This is a genomic window from Bradyrhizobium sp. HKCCYLRH3059 (assembly GCF_051168035.1).
Taxonomy (GTDB): Bacteria; Pseudomonadota; Alphaproteobacteria; order Rhizobiales; family Xanthobacteraceae; genus Bradyrhizobium.
Genome location: NZ_JBNPUF010000007.1, coordinates 50,328 through 75,319, shown reverse-complemented (window position 1 = coordinate 75,319; position 24,992 = coordinate 50,328). Strand labels below are relative to the sequence as shown.

General features: G+C 67.4%; 26 protein-coding genes. 15 read left to right on the top strand and 11 right to left on the bottom strand.

Annotation, left to right across the window (positions count from 1 at the left end):
- Positions 1–17 precede the first annotated feature (17 nt).
- The 3 genes from ACQR13_RS21995 (at position 18) to ACQR13_RS21985 (ending at position 3,884) form a co-directional block, all read left to right on the top strand.
- Positions 18–710, top strand: coding sequence for a YoaK family protein (locus ACQR13_RS21995; RefSeq protein ID WP_315753197.1), 693 nt, complete (start codon positions 18–20; stop codon positions 708–710).
- 312 nt (positions 711–1,022) lie between these two features.
- Entirely contained in the window at positions 1,023–2,288 is a 1,266-nt protein-coding gene (locus ACQR13_RS21990; RefSeq protein WP_315753196.1) for an HlyD family secretion protein, read from the top strand.
- Positions 2,289–2,300: 12 nt separating this feature from the next.
- Entirely contained in the window at positions 2,301–3,884 is a 1,584-nt protein-coding gene (locus ACQR13_RS21985) for a DHA2 family efflux MFS transporter permease subunit (RefSeq protein ID WP_315753195.1), read from the top strand.
- A 122-nt stretch (positions 3,885–4,006) separates the two neighbouring features.
- On the opposite strand, the gene ACQR13_RS21980 is transcribed toward ACQR13_RS21985, so the two are convergent.
- Genes ACQR13_RS21980 through ACQR13_RS21965 form a run of 4 tightly spaced genes read right to left on the bottom strand, consistent with a single transcriptional unit; the run spans position 4,007 to position 8,699 of the window.
- Positions 4,007–4,858 carry a fumarylacetoacetate hydrolase family protein gene (locus ACQR13_RS21980; protein ID WP_315753194.1) on the bottom strand — a complete coding sequence of 284 codons (852 nt, stop codon included), beginning with the start codon at positions 4,856–4,858 and terminating at the stop codon, positions 4,007–4,009.
- A 9-nt stretch (positions 4,859–4,867) separates the two neighbouring features.
- On the bottom strand, positions 4,868–6,190 hold the full coding sequence (locus ACQR13_RS21975; RefSeq protein ID WP_316167151.1) for an MFS transporter: 1,323 nt from the start codon (positions 6,188–6,190) through the stop codon (positions 4,868–4,870).
- Positions 6,191–6,217: 27 nt separating this feature from the next.
- Positions 6,218–7,774, bottom strand: coding sequence for a bifunctional 3-(3-hydroxy-phenyl)propionate/3-hydroxycinnamic acid hydroxylase (locus ACQR13_RS21970; protein ID WP_434841831.1), 1,557 nt, complete (start codon positions 7,772–7,774; stop codon positions 6,218–6,220).
- A 31-nt stretch (positions 7,775–7,805) separates the two neighbouring features.
- Positions 7,806–8,699 (bottom strand): VOC family protein, encoded by an 894-nt coding sequence (locus ACQR13_RS21965; RefSeq protein WP_434841832.1) that lies wholly within the window; start codon positions 8,697–8,699, stop codon positions 7,806–7,808.
- A 174-nt stretch (positions 8,700–8,873) separates the two neighbouring features.
- Here ACQR13_RS21965 and ACQR13_RS21960 point away from each other — a divergent pair, with 174 nt between their 5' ends.
- Positions 8,874–9,590: a GntR family transcriptional regulator gene (locus ACQR13_RS21960; protein ID WP_315828184.1), complete on the top strand. Its 717-nt coding sequence runs from the start codon at positions 8,874–8,876 to the stop codon at positions 9,588–9,590.
- 2 nt (positions 9,591–9,592) lie between these two features.
- Here ACQR13_RS21960 and ACQR13_RS21955 read toward each other — a convergent pair whose 3' ends face one another.
- Positions 9,593–10,249, bottom strand: a complete 657-nt coding sequence (locus ACQR13_RS21955; protein ID WP_315753189.1) for a TetR/AcrR family transcriptional regulator — start codon at positions 10,247–10,249, stop codon at positions 9,593–9,595.
- Between the two features lie 189 nt (positions 10,250–10,438).
- Here ACQR13_RS21955 and ACQR13_RS21950 point away from each other — a divergent pair, with 189 nt between their 5' ends.
- On the top strand, positions 10,439–10,867 hold the full coding sequence (locus ACQR13_RS21950; RefSeq protein ID WP_434841833.1) for a CHRD domain-containing protein: 429 nt from the start codon (positions 10,439–10,441) through the stop codon (positions 10,865–10,867).
- Positions 10,868–10,897: 30 nt separating this feature from the next.
- On the opposite strand, the gene ACQR13_RS21945 is transcribed toward ACQR13_RS21950, so the two are convergent.
- The 5 genes from ACQR13_RS21945 to ACQR13_RS21925 form a co-directional block, all read right to left on the bottom strand.
- On the bottom strand, positions 10,898–12,472 hold the full coding sequence (locus ACQR13_RS21945) for an EAL domain-containing protein (RefSeq protein ID WP_434841834.1): 1,575 nt from the start codon (positions 12,470–12,472) through the stop codon (positions 10,898–10,900).
- A gap of 162 nt (positions 12,473–12,634) precedes the next feature.
- Entirely contained in the window at positions 12,635–13,822 is a 1,188-nt protein-coding gene (locus tag ACQR13_RS21940) for an MFS transporter (RefSeq protein ID WP_316167148.1), read from the bottom strand.
- Between the two features lie 27 nt (positions 13,823–13,849).
- On the bottom strand, positions 13,850–15,214 hold the full coding sequence (locus ACQR13_RS21935) for an NAD(P)-binding domain-containing protein (RefSeq protein WP_434841835.1): 1,365 nt from the start codon (positions 15,212–15,214) through the stop codon (positions 13,850–13,852).
- Positions 15,215–15,262: 48 nt separating this feature from the next.
- Entirely contained in the window at positions 15,263–15,580 is a 318-nt protein-coding gene (locus tag ACQR13_RS21930) for an ArsR/SmtB family transcription factor (RefSeq protein ID WP_315712726.1), read from the bottom strand.
- A gap of 103 nt (positions 15,581–15,683) precedes the next feature.
- On the bottom strand, positions 15,684–16,163 hold the full coding sequence (locus tag ACQR13_RS21925; RefSeq protein ID WP_316169667.1) for a hypothetical protein: 480 nt from the start codon (positions 16,161–16,163) through the stop codon (positions 15,684–15,686).
- Between the two features lie 78 nt (positions 16,164–16,241).
- On the opposite strand from ACQR13_RS21925, the gene ACQR13_RS21920 reads away from it, so the two are divergent.
- The 4 genes from ACQR13_RS21920 (at position 16,242) to arsB (ending at position 18,900) form a co-directional block, all read left to right on the top strand.
- Entirely contained in the window at positions 16,242–16,892 is a 651-nt protein-coding gene (locus tag ACQR13_RS21920; RefSeq protein ID WP_434841836.1) for a Crp/Fnr family transcriptional regulator, read from the top strand.
- Between the two features lie 92 nt (positions 16,893–16,984).
- Complete coding sequence (locus tag ACQR13_RS21915) at positions 16,985–17,347, top strand: ArsR/SmtB family transcription factor (protein WP_315712722.1); 363 nt, start codon at positions 16,985–16,987, stop codon at positions 17,345–17,347.
- On the top strand, positions 17,340–17,867 hold the full coding sequence (locus ACQR13_RS21910) for an arsenate reductase ArsC (RefSeq protein ID WP_316192934.1): 528 nt from the start codon (positions 17,340–17,342) through the stop codon (positions 17,865–17,867). Before ACQR13_RS21915 ends, ACQR13_RS21910 begins: the two co-directional genes overlap by 8 nt.
- Positions 17,868–17,871: 4 nt before the next feature.
- Entirely contained in the window at positions 17,872–18,900 is a 1,029-nt protein-coding gene (arsB, locus tag ACQR13_RS21905; protein ID WP_434863238.1) for an ACR3 family arsenite efflux transporter, read from the top strand.
- 33 nt (positions 18,901–18,933) lie between these two features.
- On the opposite strand, the gene ACQR13_RS21900 is transcribed toward arsB, so the two are convergent.
- Positions 18,934–19,203 (bottom strand): hypothetical protein, encoded by a 270-nt coding sequence (locus ACQR13_RS21900; RefSeq protein ID WP_434863237.1) that lies wholly within the window; start codon positions 19,201–19,203, stop codon positions 18,934–18,936.
- 360 nt (positions 19,204–19,563) lie between these two features.
- Here ACQR13_RS21900 and ACQR13_RS21895 point away from each other — a divergent pair, with 360 nt between their 5' ends.
- From ACQR13_RS21895 to ACQR13_RS21870, 6 genes are all read left to right on the top strand, one after another.
- Positions 19,564–19,869 (top strand): PepSY domain-containing protein, encoded by a 306-nt coding sequence (locus ACQR13_RS21895; RefSeq protein WP_315712717.1) that lies wholly within the window; start codon positions 19,564–19,566, stop codon positions 19,867–19,869.
- Positions 19,870–20,535, top strand: coding sequence for a response regulator transcription factor (locus ACQR13_RS21890; protein ID WP_315712715.1), 666 nt, complete (start codon positions 19,870–19,872; stop codon positions 20,533–20,535).
- The gene (locus ACQR13_RS21885) at positions 20,532–21,950 is read left to right on the top strand and encodes a sensor histidine kinase (RefSeq protein WP_434863236.1); all 1,419 of its coding nucleotides are present in this window, start codon (positions 20,532–20,534) and stop codon (positions 21,948–21,950) included. Before ACQR13_RS21890 ends, ACQR13_RS21885 begins: the two co-directional genes overlap by 4 nt.
- A 108-nt stretch (positions 21,951–22,058) precedes the next feature.
- Positions 22,059–22,607: a cytochrome b gene (locus tag ACQR13_RS21880; protein WP_316192936.1), complete on the top strand. Its 549-nt coding sequence runs from the start codon at positions 22,059–22,061 to the stop codon at positions 22,605–22,607.
- 60 nt (positions 22,608–22,667) lie between these two features.
- Positions 22,668–23,363, top strand: a complete 696-nt coding sequence (locus tag ACQR13_RS21875; RefSeq protein WP_316192937.1) for a VIT1/CCC1 transporter family protein — start codon at positions 22,668–22,670, stop codon at positions 23,361–23,363.
- A 967-nt stretch (positions 23,364–24,330) separates the two neighbouring features.
- Positions 24,331–24,582, top strand: coding sequence for a DUF3551 domain-containing protein (locus ACQR13_RS21870; RefSeq protein WP_315828174.1), 252 nt, complete (start codon positions 24,331–24,333; stop codon positions 24,580–24,582).
- The last annotated feature ends 410 nt before the right edge of the window (positions 24,583–24,992 follow it).

Below are 24,992 nucleotides of genomic sequence, written 5' to 3'. Positions count from 1 at the left end.
AACGAAAGTAGGACGACATGTCGCAATTCGAGTCCCGCAACGTGGTGCCGCTGCTGCTCAGCGTCAATGCCGGCTATGTCGACACCGCCGGGTTCCTGGCGCTGCAGGGCCTGTTCACGGCGCATGTTACCGGCAACTTCGTGACGTTCGGCGCGGCGCTGGCGCTCGGGACCTCGGGCGCGATAGCCAAGCTGCTGGCGCTGCCGGTGTTCTGCGTGGTCGTGATCGCGACGCGGCTGACCGGCACGTTGCTGTCGCGGCGGTGGTCACGCGCCTTCGAGATCCTGATCGGCGTCAAGCTGGTGCTGCTCGTCCTCGGCGCCGTGCTCGCCATCCATTTCGGCCCGTTCCACAATGGCGACAGCCGCGAGGCAATCATCACCGGCATGGTGCTGGTCGCGGCGATGGCAATCCAGAATGCCGTGCACCGGATCCATCTGCCGAGTTCGCCGCCCTCGACCCTGATGACCGGCACCACCACGCAGGTGATGATCGACCTCGCCGACAGGATCTATGTCGGCGACAAGGGCCAGGCGTCGCCGCCGGCGCGGCTCATGCAGATGGCCATCAACGTGCTCGCCTTTGCGCTCGGCTGCGGCGCCGCCGCGCTGCTGTTCGTGCGGCTGGGCAGCTGGTGCTTCGTCGTGCCGCCGGTCATCGGCGCGCTGGCTCTCGCCGTGCGTCTCGCCGGGCCGGAGCCGGCGCGCTGAGAACGCCGTCAGGGGCCGGTGCCGCGCGCCGGCCGGACGTGCGGTGCCGGCGCCGCCGGCGGCAGCCGTGTGCGCGTGTTGTATTTGCCCGAGTTCATCGAGCCATCGCGATGACGTGAGACTGCAACCGCGGCGGCGGAACGCAGTTGACGTTGCTGACGGCGGACCGCGGTGAAGGCGCAGCGGAACGCGCGCCGGCGGCCTTCAATGACGAAAAGTTTAGCCGTCCGCATCGCGGCTCGCCATTGCGTCCCACCTGCCTTACGCCCAATTATAGAAACGAAACGGTTCCGTTCTATTCAAGGAGACGTGATGACACGGCAAGCTCTGTCGTCGGCCGAGGTCCCATCGGCGGCCAACGACGATCCGGCGGTCTCGGCCCGCGATCGGGCCGTGCAGCAATGGCGCGGGCGGGCCTCCGGCGAGCCTCGGCAGCAGGTCGAGGCCAAGATGCCGGCGGCGGAGCCCGGCCCGCCGCCGACGGAGCACGGGGAGCGCCAGGAGGGGTCCCGGAGGAGCCTGATCCGGCGGCATCCGCTCGGGGCAGCGCTGGGTCTCGTGCTGCTGCTCGCCGTCGGCGCCGGCGGCTACGTCTACTACGATGCGGCCGGTCACTATGAGACCACCGACGACGCCTTCATCGCGGCCCGCCAGTTCTCCATTGCGCCGAAAGTCTCCGGCTACATCACCGCCGTCCCGGTCACCGACAACCAGCACGTCAAGGCCGGCGACGTGATCGCGCGCATCGACGATCGCGACTACAAGACCGCGCTGGCGCAGGCCGATGCGCAGGTGAAGTCGGCGCAGGCGGCGATCCGCAACATCGATGCGCAGATCGACGTGCAGCAGGCGCAGATCACCGCGGGCCAGGCCCAGGTCGAGCAGGCCCAGGCCGGGCTGACCTTCGCAGAGCAGCAGGCCAAGCGCTATCAGGACCTCGCCCGCACCGGCTCCGGCACGGTGCAGAGCGAGCAGCAATACACATCGCAGCTCCAGCAGCAGAAGGCGGCGCTGACCTCGGCGCAGGCCAACCTCTCGGTCGCGCAACGCCAGTTGGAGTCGCTGAAGGCGCAGCACGAGAGCGCCGACGCCAATCTCGCTCAGGCGCAGGCCCAGCGCGACCAGGCCCAGCTCAATCTGTCGTACACGACCGTGACCGCGGCGCAGTCCGGCCGCATTGTCAATCTCAGCGCCGCCGATGGTCAGTTCGCGGCACAAGGGACGGCGCTTTCGATGTTCGTGCCCGATGACGTCTGGGTGACCGCCAATTTCAAGGAAACCCAGCTCGACGAGATGCGACCCGGCCAGCCCGTGACCCTCGAGATCGATGCCTATCCGGAGCGCGAGATCCGCGGCCACGTCGCGAGCGTGCAGTCCGGCTCGGGCCCGGCATTCTCGCTGCTGCCGCCGCAGAATGCGACCGGCAACTACGTCAAGATCGTGCAGCGCGTGCCGGTCAAGATCGACATGGACGATCCGCCGACGGACGTCGCGCTCGGCCCGGGCATGTCGGTGGTGCCGACCGTTCGCGTCGATCCCAAGCCGTCGCTCTATGAGCGGCTGAAGGCCGTGCTGTGAGAGAGGTCGGCCATGAGTGAGGCTGCTCCTCTCGCCGCGTCGCGATCCGCAGGCAGTCCGTGGATCATCGCGGTGCTGGTGGCGCTCGCGACCTTCATGGAGGTGCTGGACACCACCATCGCCAACGTCGCACTGCCCTATATCGCCGGCGGCATGGGCGTCAGCCAGGACGAATCCTCCTGGGTGGTGACGACCTATCTCGTGTCCAACGCGATCATCCTGACCGCCTCGAGCTATCTCGCCAAGCGCTTCGGCCGCAAGACCTTCTTCCTGCTGTGCCTCGGCCTGTTCACCTTGAGCTCGGTGCTGTGCGGCTTCGCCTGGAATCTGCAGGTGCTGCTGCTGTTCCGGATCATGCAGGGCCTCGGCGGCGGCGGCATGGTGCCGGTGGCGCAATCGATCCTCGCCGACTCCTTCCCGCCGGAAAAGCGCGGCCAGGCGTTCGCGCTGTTCGGCGTCGCCGTCGTGGTCGCGCCCGTCGTCGGTCCGACGCTCGGCGGCTATCTCTCCGACAACGTCTCCTGGCACTGGTGCTTCCTGATCAACGGCCCCGTCGGCGTCGCCGCGATGATCCTGATCGGGCTCATCCTCAAGGAGCCAGAAGAGGTCACGGCCGAGCGGCGCAAGCAGGCGCATGGCTTTGACGTGGTCGGCTTCGTGCTGGTCGCGACATTTCTCGGCGCGCTCGAGCTGATGCTGGACCGTGGCCTGGAGGACGACTGGTTCGACTCGCGCTTCATCATGGTGACCGCCGCGGTCTGCGTCGCGGCCTTCATCGCGATGATCCCGTGGGAGATGAACCAGAAAAATCCGACGGTCGATGTCCGCATGCTGGCGTCGCGCCAGTTCGGCGCCAGCTTCCTGGTGATGCTGGCGACCGGCGCGATCCTGCTCGGCACCACGCAGATGCTGCCGCAGATGGTGCAGCAGGATTTCGGCTACACCGCCACCTGGGCCGGCCTCGTGCTGTCGCCGGGCGGCCTCGTCACGATGGCGATGATGTTCGTCGTCGGGCGCCTCTCGGGCAAGGTGCAGCCGAAATACATGATCATGACGGGCGCGGCCGTCGTGGCGTTCGCGATGTACGACCTCACCCGGGTCTACGCCAATGTGGATTTCTGGTTCTTCGCCGAATCCCGCATGCTGATCGGAATTGGCCTGCCGCTGATCTTCCTGTCGATCACGACCGCGTCCTACAACGGCATTCCGCCTGAGAAGACCGACCAGGCCTCGGCGCTGATCAACGCCGCGCGCAACACCGGCGGCTCGATCGGCGTGTCGCTGGCCGCCAACATCCTGGCGCATCGAGGGCAGTTCCACCAGAGCCGGCTGGTGGAGAATGCGATTCCATCCAATCCGGCCTATCAGGACACGCTGCACCAGGTGACCAATTACTTCACCGCGCATGGCAGCTCGCTGGTCCAGGCGCAGCAGCAGGCGCTCGCCTGGATCGGCCAGACCGTGCAGATGCAGTCGTCGCTGCTCGCTTATGTCGACGTCTACTGGGCGCTGATGCTGATCTCGCTGTCGGCGATTCCGCTGGCGCTGACGCTCCGCAAGGTCAAGCTCGGCGGCGGGCCGGCGATGGCGCATTGAGTAGGCACTGTTGTTCGGCTGTCATTCCGGGGCGATGGCAAGCATCGAACCCGGAATCTCGAGATTCCGGGTTCAGCCCTGACGGGCTGCCCCGGAATGACGGTCAAGAACATCAGGGGCGCTTACACCGCCTCGTCGGCGATGCCGTTCCGCAACAGCCCGATGCGGTCGATCTCGACCTCCACCACGTCGCCCGGCTTCATCCACAGCGGCGGTGTTCGGCGCGACCCCACGCCGCCCGGCGTCCCCGTGGCGATCACGTCGCCCGGCTCGAGCCGGGTGAACGACGAGCAGTATTCGATCTGGCGCGGGATATCGAAGATCATCTGGCTGATCGTGGCGTCCTGCACCACCTCGCCGTTCAGTCGGGTCTGCAGCCGCAGCGGACCGAGATCGTCGATCTCGTCCGGCGTGACCAGCCACGGGCCGAACGCGCCGGTCGCGGGAAAATTCTTCCCCGGCGTGAACTGGTGGGTGTGACGCTGGAAGTCGCGCACGCTGCCCTCGTTGTAACAGGCATAGCCGGCGATGTGCTGCCAAGCCTCGCTGCGCGGGATGTAGCGGCCGGGCTTGCCGATGACGATGGCGAGCTCGCCCTCGAAATCGAGATCGGTCGAGACGCGCGGGCGGATGATGTCGGTGAGATGCCCGGTCTGGCTGTTGGCGAAGCGGCCGAACACCGTGGGGTTCTCGACCTCGGAGCGGCCGGTCTCCTTGCGGTGCGTCTCGTAGTTCAGGCCGATGCAGAGGATCTTGTCCGGGTTCGGAATCACCGGCAGGAAGCTGATGGCCGAGAGCGGATACCGCCTTGCGCCCGAGGCCGCTGCAGCCGCTTCCTTCAGCGCGTCCGCTGCGATCGCCGATTTCAGATCCGGGAAGCGGTCGCGCAGGACAGCACCGAGATCGGCGATGTCAGTGCCCTCGACCAGTCCCCAGGTCGGCGCATTGTCGATGGTGAAGCTTGCAAATCTCATCCGATGTCCTCAGGTCGAAACCGCCGCTACGGCGGAGGGAGAAGCCGGTTCTTGCGCCGATTTCGCGAAGCGCGCGATGGTGCGCTCCGGGAAGATCAGCGCGAAGGCCGAGATGGCGCCAACGATCAGCACGCCGGCGGTGAAGGTCATGGCGTGGGCGTAACCAAGCGGCGCGTTGCCGCCGGCCTCGCCGACGATCCAGCCGGTGAGCGCATTCGACACCAGCGCGGATGCCGCGTTGCCGGAATAGATCACGACGATGAGCCGGCCGCGCTGGATCGCCGGCGCCACGGCGCCGAGCGCGACGGGGCCGAAGATCGTGGTGAGGCTCGGTGCGGCGAAGGCGATCGCGATACAGGCGAGCTGCAGCGGGCCCGAGGTGACGATGCTCAACAGCAGTGCGCAGCCGGCGGCGAGCAGCGCGAGACCGGAGGCGTGGCCGAGGCAGGCACGCAAGCTGAAGCCTTTGCGCTGCAGAACTTGCGTCAGCCAGGAGCCGCCGAGCAGCAGCGGCGACTGGAACAGATAGATCCCTGAGATGATCCAGCCGACATCGACCTGCTTGTAGCCGAGCCCGAGCTGCAGATAGGGCGGCAGCCAGGTCGCGGACATGCCGACGATCCAGTACGACGCGGTCGACATGATGATGACGCCGATCACGGTCGGATCGGCCCACAGCACGCGCGCCGGCAACGCCTTGTCCTTGGCCGCCGCAGCCTCCGGCGCATGGGCGGAGTAGGGTCCTTCGCCGCCGATGAAGAACCAGCCGAGCATCCAGGCCAGCCCGAGCAGGCCGCAGAACAGGAAGCCGGTGCGCCAGCCATAGCTCACGATGACATAGGTCAGGATCGGACCGCCGGCCAAGAGGCCGACGCTGATGCCCTGCAGCACCACGGCGCTCGGCACGCTGCGCCGGTCGGCGGGAAACCAGTTGTAGCAGGCGTGCAGCGCGGTCGGCAGCCCAGGCCCTTCGCCGGCGCCGAGGATGATGCGGCAGATCACCAGCACGGCGATCGAGCCGGAGAAGAAGATCGGGATCTGCGTCGCCGACCAGACGCCGGCCATGATCAGGAGCAGCCATTTCACCGGGAAGCGGCCGACGACGAACATGCCGACCGCCATGCCCGACAGCGAGAACAGCAGGAAGAAGCTGCTGCCGATCAGCCCGAACTCCTTCGGGCTCAAGCCCAGCTCCTTCATCATCGGCACGGCCGAGAGGCCGAATACCAGCTTGTCGAAGAAGTTCAGCGTCTGGAACAGGAACAGCATGATGAGGACGGCGATCGCGCGTCCTCCCACATTGGGTCTGGCGGTGTCCGATGTTGTCGTCATGGCGTTTCCCCGTTTGATAGTCTCTTGTTATGATGAGTGCAGTCGTTGGTTCAGCTCGCTCAGCAGCGAGGCGAGCCCTGGCGCGTCCGTCGCGACGCCGTAGACATAATGGTCGGGTCGCACCAGCGCGGCGCCGCAGCCGTGGCGTTCGAACCAGCGTGCGACGACGGCGCTCTCCTCGTGCAGGCCGTGACCGCCGATGGCGATCAGACTGATGCCGGCGTCGCGGGTGGCAGCGTCGATCGCGCTCGAGTTCAGCGTGCCCCGCCCGTCGATGACCAGCCGCCATCCGGTGCCGGCGACGGTATCGAGCAGGGCACGCCCGCCATCACCGACGATCCAGGGCTGCGGAAACAGCGTGCCGTTGGCCGCATTTGCCTTGGTCGCGAGCAGTCCCTGCGTCAGCGGCGGCACGATCTCCTGCCGGGTGATGGTGCGCGGCGCGCCGCCGCCTTCGGCAAGGATACGCGCGTCGCGTGCCGCTGCGGCCTCCGGATCCTGCTCGCAGATGACGCGGCCGATCGCCTTGATGCGCGTGGTCAGCTCGCGCACATGCGTGCTGCGCTCGATCTCGTAGCTGTCGAGCAGCGCCGCGGTCGATTGGCCGCGCAACACGCGCGCGAGCTTCCAACACAGATTGGCTGCATCGCGCAGGCCCTGGCACATGCCCTGGCCGATGAAGGGCGGCTGCTGATGCGCGGCGTCGCCGGCGAGCAGGACGCGCCCCTGGCGCCAGCGGCGTGAGACCAGCGCATGGAAGCGATAGCTGGCCGCGCGCCACAGCGTTGCGTCCTCGGGCCTGAGCCAGGGTGAGAGCAAACGCCAGACCTGCTCCGGCTGCTCCATCGCGTGGCGGTCTTCCCCCGCTCGCAGCATGATCTCGAAGCGGCGATGGTTGCCGGGGCCGATAATGTAGGTGGTCGGACGCGCGGGATCGCAGAATTGGGCCGCGGTGGCCGGAAGCTTGCCGACACCGCCGTCATTTACGAGAAGATCGACCACCAGCCACGGCTCGTCGAAGTCGAGATCGTCGAAGCTGATGTCGAGCTGCTGGCGCACGGTGCTGGAGGCGCCGTCACAGCCGATCACGTAGTCGGCGGTGACCTCGCGAACTGTACCGTCCGCCCGCTGCAGCACAACGGTCGCCGCCGTCGCATCCTGCCGGATCGTGACGAGGGTCGTGCCGAGCTCGACCGTGACGGAAGGACAGCGGCGAGCACGATCGCGCATCACCTGCTCGACCGGCGGCTGGGTGAACACCATGCTCGGCGTGTAGCCGAGGGGATAGGGCTCGCCGACCATGTCGATGCGGCGGATCAACTGCCCTTGGGCGCCGAAATGCTCGGACGCCGGGAACGGCGCGACGTACCGGCTGACTTGTTCGGCGATACCGAGATTGTCGAACAGCCGCATGATCTCGTGATCGAGCGCGATCGCGCGCGGCTTGTCGTAGATCTCGACAGCGCGGTCGATCGCGAGCGTTTTGATGCCCTGCATGCCGAGCAGGCTCGCGGCGATGGCGCCGGTCGGACCGAAGCCGACGATCACGGCCTCGAAATGCTTGTGATCTGACGTGGCGGACATGGATCTGGAAACTCTGGAGTTGGAAAACGAGTCAGGCGGCGTAGCCGACCGCGAGCTGCGCGGACTTGACGTGCTCGGCCTTGGGCGGAGCGATGCCCCATTGATCGGTGCGGCCGGGCGGCCAGACCCAATGCTCCGGGCCGCGCACGACGTAGTCGTCGTCGACCTGCAGCACCTCGGCGGTGTATTCGATCACGGTCCCGACGGGATCGATGAAGTAGGCGAAGACATTGTCGCCGGGGCCGTGGCGTCCGACGCCCCACGCGATCGGATGGCCGGCATCGATCATGCGGCCCGCACCGCGCATCACGCCTTCCCAGGTCGGCATCAGGAAGGCGACATGGTTGAGCCCGTTGACCTTCGCCGCAGCGATCACGACGGCATGGTGGTCCGAATTGCAGCGAACGAAGGCCATCGCCGCGGAGCGGTCGGTCAGGCGGAAGCCGAGCGCCTTCTCGTAGAAGGCCGCCGAACGATCGACATCGGTGCTGTTGAGATTGACGTGGGCGAGCCGCTCCGGGAGCTCGGGCCGCGGCGGCCTGGCGTCGTGCCTGATGTCACCATGCACGAAGCGCAGCACGCCGCCCTCGGGGCCGCGCAGGCTCATGATCACGCCGCCGTCGGGGCCGGGGTTCGGCGCCGGCGCTGCGATCAGCGTCGCGCCTTCATGGATGGCGTTGCGGCTGATGGCATCGAAATCACTGGACTCGGCGAGGCGGAAAGTCACCGCCTGCAGCTCGGTGCGCTCGCTCTGGTGCAGCGCCACGACATGATGGTCGCTGCCGGTCGCGCGGAGGTAGACGATGCCGGGGGCTTCCGCGACGCGCTCCAGCCCCCAGGTCTGTCGATAGAACGCTTCCGAACGCGCGAGATCTGGCGTGCCCAGATCGACGCTGCGCAGAGCCGCGACCGGAAACCGGGTCATGAGCGTGTCCTCCTGCGCGATGCCCGGGTGAGGACGCGCGACGTTTCTGTTCCTGGCCGGCGAAACCGGCTCGCCCCTTTTATTACATAAAAAATCGAAATCAATCAGAATTTATAAATTTTATGTTCTGCAGCCTCGCTCTATACATGTCGTCTGATTCAGAGGAGATCGGGCGTGGATGCGGTTTTGGAGGCCGAGGGGCAAGGCCCGTCGACGCAGGCGAGTCATGTGTATGACCGGCTGCGCGAGGACCTGCTGTCCGGCCGGCTGGCGCCATCGCGCAAGCTGCAGATGCGGTTTTTGACCGAGACCTATCAGACCGGGCAGACACCGCTGCGCGAGGCGCTCAACCGCCTGACTGCCGACGGACTGGTAGAGGTGCGCGAGCAGCGCGGCTTTTACGTCAAGGACATCAGCCGCGCCGAGCTCGCCGAACTGACCAAGACGCGCTGCTGGGTCGAGGCGCTGGCGCTGCGCGAGTCGATGGCGGCGGCGACGCCCGATTGGGAGGAGCAACTGGTGCTGGCGCAGCATCGGCTCAGCCGCGCGCCGCGCTCGCTCAGCGCGACGACGTTCGAGGACAATCCGGAGTGGGAGAGGCTGCACCGGATCTATCATCGGGTCCTGATCTCGAACTGCGGCTCGCAGTCGCTGATCGCGTTCTGCGGCCAGCTTGCCGACCAGCTCTATCGCTACCGCCGGCTGTCGATCCGCAAGGCGTTTCCGTCACGCCCCGTCGGCGACGAGCACGCCGACATCGTGAACGCCGTGCTCGACGCCGACACCGAACGCGCGGTTGCGCTGCTCACCGCGCACTATCAGCGCACCGCGGACGTGATCCTGCAGGACGAGACGATCTTTCCGGAGCTGCGCAAGGACAGAAAGATTTAGGATCACGTCGTCGCGGCGAGGAAGAAGTCGACGCGCTTCTCGACATGCGCCTGGGCTTCCTTCTTCAGGGCGCGCATGTCCTCGCCGAGCAGGCTGCGGATCAACACGGCGAACACGACGAGATCGAGGAAGATCCGTGCGCTGTCCTCGATGCGGTCGGCCGAGAACGCGCCCTTGCCGGCGAGACCTTCGGCGCGCGCGAGCTCGCCGATCGCGTGGCTCACATTGCAGGTGGCGCGCTTGCGCGCCGTGTCCTGGATCTCGAGCGTCAGCTCGGGAAAGCGCGGACTTTCCGCAATCGCGGTGCGCATCAGGCCGATCGTGTCCTCGACGAAGGCGCGCTCGATCAAGGTGAGCCCGAGGCTGATCAGCCGGGCGCGGAAGGTGCGGCCCTGCGGCACCAGGTTCTCATACTGCGTGTTGCGCGCGGCCTGGCGGCCGATGACGGCCGCGAACAGCGCGGCCTTGCTGGGAAATCGCGCGTAGATGGTCGGCTTGCCGGCGCGCGCGGTCTGCGCGATTTCGTCGACGCTCGCGCCTTCGAAGCCGTTTGCGAGGAACACCGTCTTTGCCGCGTCGAGAATGCGCTCCTCAACCTCGCCGGCACGTTCGAGCGGAGGCCGCCCCACCTTGCCGCGCGCCGTCCTGGAAGCAACCATTCGATCCGCCATGGCTTTCTTTCGAGGCCTTTGTGTTCCCGTCCTGTTTGGCACAGGGGTCGGGATTGTTCAATCAACGCGGCCGGGGCCGCTGCTCATGCCTGGGGTGTTAATGCGTTCCACGGAATATCAGCTTGCCCGTGGGGTCTCGAACACTGAGACTGCACATAAGGAATTAGGAGGAAAACCATGGGACGGACATTCGTTCATTTGGCGTTGCTCGCCGTCGCCTGGGTCGCGGCCGCGCCGATGGCTCGCGCCGAAACCGTCATCTTAAAGTCTGAGCTCAAGGCCGCCAACGAGGTGCCGCCGAACGCATCCGCCGCGTCGGGCGCGGCCGAAGCGAGCTTCGACACCGCAACCAAGACGCTAAGCTGGAAGGTTACCTTCTCCGGCCTCAGCGGGCCGCCGATCGGCGCGCATTTCCACGGTCCTAGCGAGCCCGGCAAGAATGCCGGCATCGTGCTGCCGTTCAAGAGCCCGGAGCCGCCGATCACGGGCTCCGCCGTGATCACCGATGCGCAGGCGGCCGATCTGCTGGCCGGCAAATGGTACGCCAACGTCCACACCCAGGCGAATCCGGGCGGCGAGATCCGCGGACAGATGACCCGGCAGTGAGGCGCGTGCCCGACGCGCGCGGGCTCGCCGTCACGCGGCCAGTTCCGGCTCGCCGGCCTGGCCGGGAACGGCCGAGGCCCGGCGCACGTCGAGGAACTGCTTGAAGCGGCCGAGCGACAGCGGCGGCGCGACCAGGTAGCCCTGGCCTTCCTCGACGCCGCAGGCGATCAGCGCATCGACCTGCTCCTGATGCTCGATGCCCTCGGCGACCACGGACATGTCGAGCTCGCGCGCCAGCGCCACCAGCATCTGCACCACCACGATGGCGGACTGGTCGCGGGTGATCGCGTCAACGAAGAACTTGTCGATCTTCAGGATGCGCGCGCCGAGCCGCTGGATATAGGACAGGCCACTATGGCCGATGCCGACGTCGTCGAGCGCGACGCGGAAGCCGAGTTCGCTGAGCTCCCTTACGACATCAGTCGCCTTGGCGAGATCGGCGAGCTCCTCGCGCTCGGTGACCTCGAGCACGACCTGGCGGGTAGAGACCGACGACGACGCGACCGTCTTGCGCAGATCGTCGATGAAGCGGTCGCCGAGCAGATGGCGCGGGGTGATGTTGACGGACAGCTTGAACAGCTTGTCCTGCTTCATCTCCGGCTGCAGTTCGCGCAAGGCGGTCTTGAGAAGCTGCCAGGTCAGCTTCTCGATGCGGCCGGTGGTCTCGGCGAGCGGGATGAAGCTCATCGGCGGGATCAGCCGGCCGTCCGGCTTCTCCCAGCGTGCCAGGATCTCGCAGCCGACGATGTCGCCGGTCTTCAGTCGGAAGGTCGGCTGTACGTAGGGCTTGAACTCGTTGGCCGCGAGCGCGCGGTCGAGCTCGGCGACCGGGTCCACCGGCCGGCTGAGATAGCTCGCCAGCAGCAGGCCGAACATGCCGCCCAGCGTGCCGGCGGCGAGCATGGTCAGGAGATAAGCGAGGTCGCCGCGGGTGCTCAGGCTCTGCGGCCGCACATGGATCGTGGCCTGCAGCGGATAGCGGTCGGACACGGTGGTGAACGCGACGGTCTGCGCCGGAGACTTGGCGGATGCATCGGGATGATAGCCGGCCACCTGCTCGCCATCGGGCAGGGTCAGGGTGACGTTGCTCTCGGCGCGCAGGCCGACCGGCATCACGTCCAGCAGGTTGCCATCGAGGCGCAGGATCGCAGCCAGAGACCGTTGCGCGTCGATGTCGCGCATCACGCCGAACGCGGCGCCGGTGAACTGCTCGACGCGGAACAGCCGCAGCTCTCCGTCGGCGGACTTGAACATCTCGTCGCGCCGCGCCCAGCCATTGTCGAATTCGAGCGTTTCGGAATAGGCCGCACACTCGACCGCGCCGTCGCGGTCGACGGTGCGGATGTCCTTGATGATGGTGCCTTGATAGACGTGAAGGCGCAGCGCCTGCAGCGCGACGGCGCTGCAGTCCATCGGACCTTTCGCGATCAGGCGGTTCAGGATCGATCCGGCCGAGTCGATGGCCGCCTCGGAGCGGCGCAGCGCCACCTTGCTGAGCTCGCTGAGCTGCCGCGCGGTCTGGTTGCCGATCAGCGCGGTCACGGCGAAATCGGCGCCGGCCAGGAAGATCCCGACGCAGGCGGCCACCGCCCCGACGCGAAGCATGTGTTTGCGCTGCAATGCCATCGTGTCGTGAATGACCCCCGTATGACCACGGGTATCCTTCAATCCAACCTTCAACTTTCCGTATATGCGCTCATGGATGCCCGTCCGCAGCGGCACGGTGAGCGGTGGGCGCAGAAAGCTGGTTAAGAAAGGGCTACCGGCTCAAGCCGCCTTGTCGGTGGTGTCGAGCGGCACCGCCGTCTCGGCGCGCTCGGCCGGCAGCAGCATCAGGGCGGCGAGCGCCGACAGGCTGAGGCTCGCCGACACGATCAGCACGCCGCGGCCGAGCCCATCGATCAGCAGGCCGAACAGCAGCGGCGCGAAGGCCTGGCAGATCCGCGACGGGGCCCCGATCAGGCCGAGCCGGTAGGCGTAGTTGACGGGGCCGAAGATGGCGAGCGGCAGGGTGCCGCGAGCGATCGTCAGGATGCCGTTGCCGGAGCCGTGCAGCAGCGCGAACGCCGCCGCGGCGCCCCCGCCGAACAGCCCGATCGTCACGGCGCCGATCGGATGGGTGATGCAGGCGAGCCGCGCCGAGGCGAGCGGATGGAAGCGGCTGAGGAAGCCGGCCTCGAACACGCGCGCCGCGACCTGCGCCGGCCCGATCATCATGCCGGCGAACAAGGCTTGCGCGGGCGTCGCGCCGAACGCCTGCATCAGCCGCGGCAGATGCACCGCCATCGCCGCGGTCACGGTCCAGGCCGCCGCCATCGCGAACGCGATCAGCACCATCGGGCGGTCGAGCGGGATGTTGGGCTTGCCCGTCGGGATATCGCCGGGCGCCATCACGGTCGCCCGCGGCAGCGACAAATTGAGCGGCAGGCCGATGACGAGATGCGCGATCGCCCAGGCGAAGCAGGTCTCGCGCCAGCCGATCGTCGCGAGCCCCCATGTGCTCAGCGGCCAGCCGACGGTCGAGGCGAAGCCCGCGATCAGGGTGATGCCGGTGATCGCGCCGCGCGCGTCCTTGCCGTAGATGCGCCCGAGCGCGCCGAACGCGGCGTCATAGAGGCCGAGCCCCATGCCGACGCCGAGCCACAGCCACGCCAGCGCCATCACCCACAGCGAATGCGACAGGCCGAGCAGTGCGAGCCCGATCGCCAGCACGATGTTGGAGGCGCACAGCACCTGGCGGCCGCCGACGCGGTCGATCTGGCGGCCGATGCGCGGACCCAACAGGCCGGAGATGATCAGCGAGGCGGAAAAGGCGGCGAAGAACCAGTTGTTGGACAGGCCGAGATCCCTGGCGATCGGGTCGGCGAGGATGGCGGGAAGATAGTAGCTCGATCCCCAGGCCAGCGTCTGGGCGGTGCCGAGAGCGATGACCACGCCCAGCCGTCTTGCCTGCATTCCCGTCGACCTCTCCTTGGCTCGGCGTCATGAGCAGCCGCAGCCGCTGCGGCCAGCCAGCTTGGCTTTGGCGTCATCGGCACAGCAACTGTCTACGCCCGATGGCGCCGGTCCGCCACAGCAGCCGGGCAGGGCTGCAATGCTCTCCACTCCGCCGCGGGTGCAGACGCCGGTCTCCGGCAGTTTCAACTCGACACGATGCGCGGCGGCCTTGTCCCCGGCGATGTCGGCGGTGATCGAACGGACCTGCTCATAGCCCGTCATCATCAGGAAGTTCGGCGCGCGGCCATAGCTCTTCATGCCGGCGAGATAGAACCCGGGCTCGTCGGCCTGCGCCAGCTCGCGCGCGCCATGCGGCCGCACCGTGCCGCAGGAATGCTCGTTCGGATCGATCAATGGCGCGAGCGCAACAGGAGCCTCGATCGCGGGATCGAGCCGCAGGCGCAGCTCCGCGAGCAGCGACAGATCGGGGCGGAAGCCGGTGGCGACGATAAGCTCGTCGGCGGTGATGCGGCGGTCGCCGTCCGCGGCGATCCGCAACCGGCCGTCCTCATCGGTGATCCCCGTGACGCCGAAGCCGGGCTCGAGCCGGATGCGGCCCGAACGTACCAGCGCGGCGAAGGCCAGGCCGAGTTCGCCGCGCGCGGCGAGCTGGTCGGCGCTGCCGCCGCCGAACGCCTTCGCGGGATCGTCGCCGCGCAACAGCCAGATCGCCTGCGTGCCCGGCGCGACCTCGGCCAATGCGGCCAGGTCGATCAGGGTGCCGATCGCCGAGTGGCCGGCGCCGAGCACCGCGACCGTCCTGCCAGCATAACGGCTGCGCTGCGCGCCTCGGACGTCCGGCATCGCGTAGGCGATGCGCGCCGCATGCGCGGCTTCGCCGAGCGCGGGCAGTCCGCTATGGCCGGCAGGGTTGGGCGAGAACCAGGCACCGGAGACATCGATAACGGCGTCGGCCTGCAGCGCCGCCTCGCCCTTGCCGTTGTGGATGCGGATCTCGAACGGCGCATCGGCGCGTCCCTTCGACGTGGCCTTGTCGAAGCCGGCCCGGCTGATCGCGGTGATGCGATGCGAGGTCCTGACGACGTCGCGCAGCGCAGTGCGCGTCGCCAGCGGTGCCAGATATGTCTCGATCAGCTCGTGCCCGGTCGGATAGGCCTCGGGCTCGGGCGAATTCCATCCCGTCGCAGCGAGCAGCCGTGCCGCCGCGCTATCGATGTTGTACTTCCACGGCGAGAACAACTGGACGTGCTGCCATTGCCGCACCGCATGCGCGGCTTCCGGACCCGCTTCCAGCACGACCGGGGTCAGGCCGCGCGCCAGCGCATGGGCTGCTGCCGCCAGCCCGACCGGGCCGGCGCCGATGATTGCGACCGTCTTGGCGTCCGTCATGTACTTCCTCCTATATTTCTAGAAGTATCGAATTAAAGGGCGAAATCATCAGGCCGCCGGCCTCGCGGTGCCGCAGTCGCGCTCCTCGACGCAGCATTCGGAAACCAGAAAGCCGAGCAGGGAGCGCATCACGTCATATTCGGCATGGCAGACCAGCGTCGTGCCCTCGCGCATTTGCGAGATCAGCCCGACCGCGACCAGCGTCTTGACGTGGTGCGACAGCGTGGAGGCCGGGACCTTCAGCCGCTCCTGCAGCCGGCCGACCGGCATCCCGGCATGCCCGGCGCGCACCAGCGCGCGGTAGATCTTCAGGCGCGTGGTATTGCCGAGGGCTTCCAGGCGGGCAGCGGCGTCATCGAGCTTCATGGTGTGGAGGATGCGGCATGCGGCCCGCCGGAGTCAAACGATATTTCTAGAATATTGGAAATATCCATGAGTGCGCGCCGCGCGCGGTCGGTTGTCCGGCGCGCTATCGCAGCCGGTAGCCGGCATGGCAGCCGACGCAGGCCGCCATCGTCTCGCCGAGCGCCTTCAGCGCCGGCTTGAGGTCGCCGGTCACACCCGCATTCTGCGCTTCGATGGCGAAGCGGCTCGCCGCTTTGTGCATGGCGGTGCCGGCCTCCTGCATGCCCTGGGGCATGAACCCGGCGACCTCGGCGGCGCCGTGCAGGCGCAGTGAGCTCATGCCCAGGCGTTGCTCGGCGATCTGGCCGGCTTTGTCCGGCTCGCCCGCCGCAAGCGCGTCGTTGATCTGCTGCAGCGCCAGCAGATGGTCGCGCATGTTGGCGAGGGTGTGCTCGGCGAGATCGGGCGGAAACGCCACCCGCTCGCGCTGGTCTGGCGGAAGCGCCCCATGGCTGCCGTGGTCGTGATGGCCGTGGTGCTGCGCCGTGGCGATGCCGGCGGACGCAACAAGGGCCAGCGTGATGGCGGCGAGACGCAGGCGCATGAGGACCTCCCATTCGGGCGAACGCGGTGGCGTCTTCCCTAGACCGCGCAGCCGGGCGGCGCATATGATCCTGATCATATGCCGAGGACCTTCCATCTCTCGCTCGAGGGCACGCGCCCGTCGCTCGACTGGCGCGCTCTTGCACGGCTGTCGCCGTTGCTCGCCGCGCTGCCCGCGGCCGCGCGGTTGCAGGCCCGGCGCATCCAGGTGCCGCGCCAGGGCACGGTGTTCTGCCGGGGGGATCGGCCGCGGGCGATGTTCTTCGTGCTGACCGGCGAGGTGAGGCTGGTGCGCCGCTCGCGCGCCGGCGACGACATCGTCCTGCAGCGGGCCCGCCGGGGCTTTCTCGCCGAGGCCAGCCTCGATCAGTCAACGTATCATTGCGACGCCGTCGCGACACAGGACTCAGCGCTGCTCGCGATCGACCGCGAGGCCTTCGCCGAAGCGTTGCGTCGTCCCGAGATCGGGGACCGATGGTGCGATCATCTCGCCCGCGAGTTGCGCAAGGTCCGGGCGCAGTCGGAGCGGCTCAGCCTGAAGACGGCGCGCGAGCGGATCGTGCATTTCATCGAGACCGAGGGGGAGGGCGGCGAGGTCGAGCTCGGCCGGTCGAAGAAGGACTGGGCCGCCGAGCTCGGCGTCACCCATGAGGCGCTCTATCGTGCGCTGGCACGCATGGAACGGGACGGCGAGCTCACCGTCGATGGCACCCGCCTGCGCTTGCGGTGAGCCTTCGGGCGCCGCGTCTCCCGATCGTCGACACGGACCATTCGAACTCGTCAGCCTTGACGCCGGATCATCATATCGATAGTTCTGGATATATGGAAAACGAGCAAGCCGTTCTGGCCTTGGCGGCGCTGGCGCAGCCGACGCGCCTGCAGGCCTTTCGCACCCTGGTGCAGCACGAGCCCGACGGTCTGCCGGCCGGCGAGCTCGCACGTCTGCTGGAGGTGCCGCAGAACACGCTGTCGGCGCATCTGTCCGTGCTGGCGCGCGCCGGCCTCGTCAGTTCGATCAGGCACAGCCGCTCGATCGTCTACCGGGCCGATCTCACGCAGTTTCAGAAGGTCGCGCTGTTCCTGCTGCAGGACTGCTGCGGCGGCCGGCCGGAGGTCTGCGCGCCCGTCATCGCAAGTCTCACCCCGTGCTGTCCGCCGAAGCGCAAGGAGAAGAGCCGTGTCTGACCGCATCTACAATGTATTGTTCCTCTGCACCGGAAATTCGGCACGCTCGGTGCTGGCCGAGTCGATCCTGCGCAAGGACGGCGCGGGCCGCTTCCACGCTTTTTCCGCCGGCAGTACGCCGAAGGGCGCGGTGCATCCGTTGGCGCTCGAGACGCTCGCGCGCATGGACTATCCGACCGACGATCTGCGCTCGAAGAGCTGGAGCGAGTTCGCCGCCGCCGGCGCGCCGGCGATGGATTTCGTCTTCACGGTCTGCGACAACGCCGCCGGCGAGGCGTGTCCGATCTGGCCGGGGCAGCCGATGACTGCGCATTGGGGCATCGAGGATCCGGCGGCGGCCGCAGGCACGGAGCTGGCGAAGCTCGCGGCGTTCACGACCGCCTTCCGCTATCTGAAGAACCGGATCGACGCCTTCATCAATCTGCCGCTCGGTCGCATCGATTCGATGTCGCTGGGCACGCGGCTGCGCGAGATCGGGACGGGCGAGGGCGCAACGTCGTTCCGCTCCGACGTGGCCTGATCCGATGACGATCTTCGAACGCTATCTGACGGTCTGGGTCCTGCTCTGCATCATCGTCGGCATCGGTCTCGGCCATCTCATGCCGGGGCTGTTCGCGGCTGTCGCGTCGGCGGAGTTGGCGCGCGTCAATCTGCCGGTCGCGGCTCTGATCTGGCTGATGATCATTCCGATGCTGCTGAAGATCGATTTCGCCGCGCTCGGCAATGTGAAGGAGCATTGGCGCGGCATCGGCGTCACGCTGGTCGTGAACTGGGCGATCAAGCCGTTTTCGATGGCTTTGCTCGGCAGCATCTTCATCGGCCACGTGTTCGCGCCGATGCTCCCTGCAAGCCAGTTGTCGTCCTACGTGGCGGGTCTGATCCTGCTGGCGGCGGCGCCATGCACGGCGATGGTGTTCGTATGGTCGAATCTGTGCGACGGCGAGCCGCACTACACGCTGAGCCAGGTCGCGCTCAACGACGTCATCATGGTGTTCCTGTTCGCGCCGCTGGTCGGACTTCTGCTCGGCGTCGCCTCGATCTCGGTGCCCTGGACCACCCTGCTGCTGTCGGTGCTGCTCTATATCGTCGTGCCCGTCATCGTCTCGCAACTCTGGCGCCGGGCGTTGCTGCGTAGCACGGACGGGGCATTGGAGCGCACCTTGCGGGTACTGCAACCGGTCTCGCTCGTGGCGCTGCTCGGTACGCTCGTGCTGCTGTTCGGCTTCCAGGGCGAGCAGATCCTGAAGCAGCCGGTCGTCATCGCGATCCTGGCCGTGCCGATCCTGATCCAGGTCTATCTGAACGCGGGGATCGCCTATTGGCTGAGCCGCCGGCTCGGCGTAGCCTGGTGCGTCGCGGCTCCGGCCGCCTTGATCGGCGCCAGCAATTTCTTCGAGCTGGCGGTTGCCGCCGCGATCAGCCTGTTCGGGCTCGACTCGGGGGCTGCGCTCGCGACCGTCGTCGGGGTTCTCGTCGAAGTCCCCGTGATGCTCTCGGTCGTGCGCATCGTCAGGGCGACGCGTCGCTGGTACGAAGCGGGACTGCCGGCTTAGCTCCGGTCAGTACTTCGGCAGAGCCGGTTTGCCTCACCGCCGCGACTCGTCCTGATCGTCGTCGTCGCCTTCGCGCTCCCGGCGGGCCGGCTCGTAGCTCAGCGGCTCGCCTTCGGCCCGCGCATGCAGCGCCGCAAGATGCGGGTAGGCCCCAAGACCAGCTCCAAGACCAGCTTCAAGACCACCGTCAACGGCACGGGCCACCGGCACCAGCGTGGGCGCTGCGTTCCGGCTGGCTTGTGACATGGCCAAGAGGCCGCCCAGCCCCGCCAGCACGGCTGCCAATGTCATCGTCTTACGCATTCTCGTCTCCGAACTCACCGCGCCCCCGGCTCGCTCCGTCCGGACGCGATGATGTCGCAACGAGCGTGACAGCATCCTGTCAGGTTGAGTCAGCGAGACGTCAGCTTGTCTCGGGCAGGATGCCGATCCCTTGGAGTTTCCCACCCCCGCATCGGCCTGAGCGCAATTCCGACATCGGAAGTTCAAACTAAAATCCGCACCAGCTCCTTAGCATTTGCGAACGCTCCGCAAGTCGACCCCCGCAAGTCGACCTCCGCAATTCGAACCCAGTGGCGAGAGCGCAACAAATCACGACGAGCTTTGAAGATCAGAGCGTCAGGCCCCGGGAAGATCATGCATTTGCCTCAAATCGGACGGTTCATGCGCATCACGGTATTTGCGATGCTGATCTCGACGGCGGCATCCGCGGCGACGGTGGCGCGCGAGGACGATCGCGAGCGCCGTGACGCCGTGCGCCGCGCCGTCGAGGCGGGCGACGTCCTGCCGCTATCGGAGATCCTGCCGCGATTGCGCGGCCGGGTCGCCGGCGACGTGATGGGAATCGATGTCGACCGCCAGCGGGGCCGCTGGCGCTATGAGTTTCGGGTGATCGGCCGCGATGGCCGCGTGCGCGAGGTCTATGTCGATGCGCGCAGCGGCGAGATCGAACGGATCGAGGAAAAATAGATGCGAGTGCTGCTGGTCGAGGATGATCCGCGGCTGGCGTCCGACCTGGCCCGGACGCTTCAGGCGGCGGGCTATCTGGTCGAAACGTCCGACAACGGCGAGCAGGCTTGGTTTCTCGGCGACACCGAGGACTATGGCGCCGTGATCCTCGATCTCGGCCTCCCCGGCATGGACGGGTTGTCGGTGCTGAAGCGCTGGCGCGGCGCCGGGCGGCACGTGCCGGTGCTGATCCTGACCGCGCGCGCGAGCTGGGCGGAGCGGGTCGATGGCATCGATGCCGGCGCCGATGACTACCTGCCGAAGCCGTTTCGCAATGAAGAGCTGTTGGCGCGGCTGCGCGCGATCGTGAGGCGCTCCGCCGGCCATGCGGCGCCGGTGCTCTCGTCCGGCGATCTGGCGCTCGACGAGCGCCAGATGAAGGTCAGCCTGTCCGGCGTGCCGGTGACGCTGTCGCAGCTCGAATACCGGCTGATCGCCTATCTGCTGCGGCAGAGCGGCCGCGTCGTGCCGCAGCATGAGCTGGAGGAGAACGTCTACGGCCTCGGCCACGAGCACGACTCCAACGCGCTCGAGGTGCTGATCCGGCGCGTCCGCAAGAAGCTCGGCGCCGAGATCATCGAGACCCGCCGCGGCTTCGGCTACATGATCCCGGAGACGGCGGAATGAGACTCGGCTCGCTGCGGCTGCGGCTGGTGGCGGCGGGCACCATCGCGCTGCTGGTCGCGCTCGGCGTCGCCGGCTTCGGCATGGTCGTGCTGTTCAAGCGCCACGTCGCGCGGACGCTCGCCTCCGATCTCGACATTCACCTGCGCCAATTGCTGAACGGCCTCGAGGTCGATGCGGAAGGGCGCATCGTGGTCGCGCGGCCGCCAGCCGATCCGCGCTTCGTGGTCCCGCTGTCGGGGCTGTACTGGCAGATCTCGGACGATCACGGCCAGTTGCTGCGCTCGCGCTCGCTGTGGGACACCATCCTGCCGCTGCCGATCGACGAGCCCGGACCGAGCGACGTGCATCAGCATGAGCTCGCCGGGCCGGATGGCGAACACGTGCTGGTCGCCGAGCGCGGCATCCTGATGAATCCGGAAAGCCAGATCCGCGTGCGCGCGGCCGTGGCCTACGACCTCGACGGCGCCACCAGCGCGGTGCGGACCTTCGCCAAGGATCTGTCGATCGCGCTCGCCGTGCTGGCCGTCATCCTCGCCGTCGGCACCTCGGTTCAGGTCACGCTCGGCCTGCGTCCGCTCGGCGTGCTGCGCCGTGGCGTCGCCGAGATCCGCAGCGGTCGGCGCCAGCATCTTCCGGTGGACGTGCCGACCGAGGTGGCGCCGCTGGTCGACGAGGTCAACGCGCTGCTTGATGCGCAGAGCCGCGAGATCATGCGCTCGCGCAGCCGTGCCGCCGATCTCGCCCACGGCTTCAAGACGCCGCTCGCCGCACTCGCGGCCGACGCCGCGCGGTTGAGGGAGCTCGGCCAGCTCGAGCTGGCGCGCAACGTCGAGGATGTCGCCGAGGCGATGAGCCGGCAGGTCGATCGCGAACTGGCGTTGGCGCGGCTGCGCGGCAAGGCCCGCGGCGGGCCGGAGGCCGCGACCGAGCTGGCGCCCCTGGTGAATGCGCTGCTCGGGACGCTCGGCCGCACGCCGGCGGCCGCCCATGTCAGCTTTGATGGCCAGGTGCCCCCAAGCCTGCGCGTCGGCATGGATCGGACGGATCTCGCCGAGGTGCTCGGCAATCTCTTGGAGAACGCCGCGCGTCATGCGGCGAGCACGGTTCGCATCGTCGCCAGTGCGACCCCTCTGATCGTCACTGTCGAGGATGACGGTCCGGGCATTCCGGACGCGAAGATCGGCCGCGTGCTCGAGCGCGGCGGCCGCCTCGACGAGCAGGGGCCGGGCAGCGGGCTGGGGCTCGCGATCGTGCAGGACGTGCTCGAAGCCTATGGCTGGCGGCTGCAGATCGGCCGTTCCCAGCTCGGCGGCGCCAGGATCACGATCGCGCCGGCCATCGTCTCGGCACTCCGCTGGCCGCAGGCTGCGACGTCCCAGGCCACCCCGGCGCCGTCCATTCTGACAGCAGGCTGACATCCCGCGTCAGCGGCGCGACGCCCCCGGTCAGCTATCTCCTCCGGTCCTACCACCCCGCGCTCCGGCTTGCCGGCAGCGGGGCCAAATGGCCGAAGGAAGCTGATCATGCGTATTCGAAACTCCGCCAAGACGTATGGCTCCGTCGCGATCGCACTGCACTGGATCGTCGCCGTGCTGGTGCCGGCGGCCTGGATCTCAGGCCATCTCGGCGACATGCTGCCGCGTCCCTCTCATGACACGGGCCTGTTCATGCACGTCTCGCTCGGGCTGGCGATGCTGGGCTTCGCGCTCGCGCGCCTGGCCTGGCGTCTGGCCGATCCGCCGCCGGCGCCTGAAGCGACCAAATTCGGCCCGTGGACGGTTCATGTCGGCGAGATCACGCATCTGCTGATCTACGGCATCATGTTCGCCATTCCGGTCCTCGGCATCGTCACCCAGTTCGCCCGCGGCTACGGCTTGCCGGTGTTCGGCCTGTTCGAGATCGCCTCACCCTGGGTCGGCGACCGCGGCTTCGCCCACGACATGAAGGAGATGCACGAGGCGCTGGCCAATGGCCTGATGATCCTGATCGGCCTGCACGCGGGCGCTGCCTTGCTGCACCATTACTGGCTGCACGATCGCACCCTGCGGCGGATGGTGCCGGGACTGCGGTGATCGCTCCTGTCATCCGGGCCTGCTAAAAGGCCTCCGTCGATCGCGCCATCGGAGGCCGCCATGCCGGCAACGCCGCATATTGAAAAGCACTTCACCGCGTCGGAGGTCGTCCGCGACGTCGTCATCGGCATGGCCGACGGGCTCACCGTGCCATTCGCGCTCGCCGCTGGTCTTTCGGCGGCGGTCGCCAAGACCGACGTGATCGTCACGGCCGGCCTCGCCGAGGTCGTCGCCGGCGCGATCGCGATGGGGCTCGGCGGCTATCTCGCCGCCCGCTCCGACGCCGAGCATTATGCCGCCGAGGAGACGCGGGAGCACGACGAGATCGAGAAGCTTCGCGGTCGCGAGGTCGAGGAGGTCGCGGCGATCTTTCGCGGCTATGGTCTCGAAGGCCAGGCCTTGACCACCGTGGTCGACGCGATCGCGTCCGATCGCAAGCGGTGGGTCGATTTCATGATGCGCTTCGAGCTCGGCCTCGAACGCCCGGATCCCAAGCGCGCGCCGGTCAGCGCCGTGACCATCGGCGGCTCCTACGTGATCGGCGGCCTGATCCCGCTGATCCCCTACATGTTGGCGCCTGACATCTCGTCCGCGCTCCGGATCTCCGTGATCGCGACCGGCATCGCGCTCCTGATCTTCGGCGCCATCAAGGGCCACTTCACCGGTGTCAACAAGATCAAGTCCGCACTGCAGACGGCGCTCGTCGGTGGCCTTGCCGCCGGCGCGGCGTTCTGGCTGGCGCATCTGTTCGGCTAGGGCGGGCAGGATTGCGGCTGCGACATTCGAGAGCCCGTCACGGGCCTTAGTGGTTCCGCCTGCCATGCGGCGCAACGCCTCCGCACGTTGCTTTGCCCACGGCAGCGGAGATATCTCCCGATGTCAATCCGGGGCATCGCGAAGCGATGAGCCCGGAATCCATAACCACGAACTGCTGAGGAGTGCGCGACGGCGGCGACGAGCTTCTCGGGCCCTACGGCCATCCTGAGTATGGATTCCGGGCTCGCGCAGACGCGCGCCCCGGAATGACGACGAGGAGGGAGTTGCGAAGCGCACTTGCATCCGTGCGTGAAGCACCATTCCACGTAGATCGTCGGTCGAAAGGGGGTGAGGAAGCGTACGCGTCGCATCGCGCCCACCGCGATTCGGGCGGTGGCGATGGTGGGCTTTACCAGCTCGACGCACAGTCACGATTGATGGCGCGCTGGATCAACGAGGGACCGTAGGGTGGGCAAAGGCGCGCCGGCGTACGGCCTTGTCGGGCGAGCTTTCGCGCGCGCCGTGCCCACCGCCCGCACCCAGCGCCACCGATGGTGGGCACGCGCCGCCTTTGGGACGAGCAAGCTCTCGCGATCGCTCATGATCTCGAATGGCGAGTCATCGAGAACTACGAGATCACGACCCATCATGAATCGCGGCATTGCCGAAGCGCTGGAGACATATTGGTACGAACGAGCGGCGAAATCTCGATAGCCCTGACTTCTTCTGCTTTGGGCCAAAATCTGCCCTCTAGCGGTCGAGGAAGGCCGGTCGGTTTCACCCAGGTGGCAGACATCGGCGGAGGCCCCCGATCAGCTTCGGGCCATCGGCGGGCTTGTGCACCGGAGCAAGAGATGGTCACCCGACGACGCGAATACCGAAACCCGCCGCGCCTGCCGATCAAGCCCGCGTGGACGTGGCCGCGGCACACCCTTTCGGATTGGTCAGCCTCATGCCATGATGTGTGATGATGCGCGCGCTTCTCCTCATGACTTCGATCATCGTGCTTGCAACCGCTCCAGCCGCAGCTCAACGGTTCGATGGCAATGATCCGGTGTGCCTCCAGACATGGGAATGGGGCGGGTCCAGCACAATCTCGTGCCAGTATCGGTCGTGGGAGGCGTGTAGAGCGGGGGCTGCGGGCCTTTCGGCCATGTGCTTGCCGAACCCCTATGCACAACGCCCGTCTGAGCCAAGCCGCCGTCGGCCTCCCCGGTAGGCGCCCATTGCGATCTGACAACACCCCAAGCTTCAACGGAGCTGGCACGTGCCATCCGATGTTTGCTCGGGCTGATTGGATCCGGTCTTCGTTCTGAGAAAAATAAATCGATTGCTATTTTTCAGAATACATGCTTGATTGTCGCCGTCCCGTGCTCCTCGAGAGGGGCGCTTCGCGATCGTCACGGAACGTTGGGCGCGGGATGCGATGGCTGCAGGATGCCGCAGCGTGGGGCGACCCGCGCGGACGAACGGCAGCTTGCGGACGCGAAGTCGCGTGGTCCTGGCGCCCCGATGCTGGCGCCAAGTCGTCGGGCGATGATCCCGAGGGCGACGGTGGCTACCAAGCCGGACACCGGGGAGATCGCGAAGTAAGCGTGAAAACCATCGCGCGGGGAATGCCGGGATGTC

Excerpts from the sequence above, each read along its gene's own strand:
- ACQR13_RS21885 (WP_434863236.1), top strand. The coding sequence starts at position 20,532 with ATGAGACTCGGCTCGCTGCGGCTGCGGCTGGTGGCGGCGGGCACCATC.
- ACQR13_RS21985 (WP_315753195.1), top strand. The coding sequence starts at position 2,301 with ATGAGTGAGGCTGCTCCTCTCGCCGCGTCGCGATCCGCAGGCAGTCCG.
- arsB (WP_434863238.1), top strand. The coding sequence starts at position 17,872 with ATGACGATCTTCGAACGCTATCTGACGGTCTGGGTCCTGCTCTGCATC.
- ACQR13_RS21890 (WP_315712715.1), top strand. The coding sequence starts at position 19,870 with ATGCGAGTGCTGCTGGTCGAGGATGATCCGCGGCTGGCGTCCGACCTG.
- ACQR13_RS21915 (WP_315712722.1), top strand. The coding sequence starts at position 16,985 with ATGGAAAACGAGCAAGCCGTTCTGGCCTTGGCGGCGCTGGCGCAGCCG.
- ACQR13_RS21955 (WP_315753189.1), bottom strand. The coding sequence starts at position 10,249 with ATGGTTGCTTCCAGGACGGCGCGCGGCAAGGTGGGGCGGCCTCCGCTC.
- ACQR13_RS21990 (WP_315753196.1), top strand. The coding sequence starts at position 1,023 with ATGACACGGCAAGCTCTGTCGTCGGCCGAGGTCCCATCGGCGGCCAAC.
- ACQR13_RS21975 (WP_316167151.1), bottom strand. The coding sequence starts at position 6,190 with ATGACGACAACATCGGACACCGCCAGACCCAATGTGGGAGGACGCGCG.
- ACQR13_RS21875 (WP_316192937.1), top strand. The coding sequence starts at position 22,668 with ATGCCGGCAACGCCGCATATTGAAAAGCACTTCACCGCGTCGGAGGTC.
- ACQR13_RS21895 (WP_315712717.1), top strand. The coding sequence starts at position 19,564 with ATGCGCATCACGGTATTTGCGATGCTGATCTCGACGGCGGCATCCGCG.
- ACQR13_RS21920 (WP_434841836.1), top strand. The coding sequence starts at position 16,242 with ATGCCGAGGACCTTCCATCTCTCGCTCGAGGGCACGCGCCCGTCGCTC.
- ACQR13_RS21930 (WP_315712726.1), bottom strand. The coding sequence starts at position 15,580 with ATGAAGCTCGATGACGCCGCTGCCCGCCTGGAAGCCCTCGGCAATACC.
- ACQR13_RS21940 (WP_316167148.1), bottom strand. The coding sequence starts at position 13,822 with ATGCAGGCAAGACGGCTGGGCGTGGTCATCGCTCTCGGCACCGCCCAG.
- ACQR13_RS21970 (WP_434841831.1), bottom strand. The coding sequence starts at position 7,774 with ATGTCCGCCACGTCAGATCACAAGCATTTCGAGGCCGTGATCGTCGGC.
- ACQR13_RS21880 (WP_316192936.1), top strand. The coding sequence starts at position 22,059 with ATGCGTATTCGAAACTCCGCCAAGACGTATGGCTCCGTCGCGATCGCA.
- ACQR13_RS21950 (WP_434841833.1), top strand. The coding sequence starts at position 10,439 with ATGGGACGGACATTCGTTCATTTGGCGTTGCTCGCCGTCGCCTGGGTC.
- ACQR13_RS21945 (WP_434841834.1), bottom strand. The coding sequence starts at position 12,472 with ATGCTTCGCGTCGGGGCGGTGGCCGCCTGCGTCGGGATCTTCCTGGCC.
- ACQR13_RS21870 (WP_315828174.1), top strand. The coding sequence starts at position 24,331 with ATGATGCGCGCGCTTCTCCTCATGACTTCGATCATCGTGCTTGCAACC.
- ACQR13_RS21925 (WP_316169667.1), bottom strand. The coding sequence starts at position 16,163 with ATGCGCCTGCGTCTCGCCGCCATCACGCTGGCCCTTGTTGCGTCCGCC.
- ACQR13_RS21995 (WP_315753197.1), top strand. The coding sequence starts at position 18 with ATGTCGCAATTCGAGTCCCGCAACGTGGTGCCGCTGCTGCTCAGCGTC.
- ACQR13_RS21935 (WP_434841835.1), bottom strand. The coding sequence starts at position 15,214 with ATGACGGACGCCAAGACGGTCGCAATCATCGGCGCCGGCCCGGTCGGG.
- ACQR13_RS21980 (WP_315753194.1), bottom strand. The coding sequence starts at position 4,858 with ATGAGATTTGCAAGCTTCACCATCGACAATGCGCCGACCTGGGGACTG.
- ACQR13_RS21965 (WP_434841832.1), bottom strand. The coding sequence starts at position 8,699 with ATGACCCGGTTTCCGGTCGCGGCTCTGCGCAGCGTCGATCTGGGCACG.
- ACQR13_RS21900 (WP_434863237.1), bottom strand. The coding sequence starts at position 19,203 with ATGCGTAAGACGATGACATTGGCAGCCGTGCTGGCGGGGCTGGGCGGC.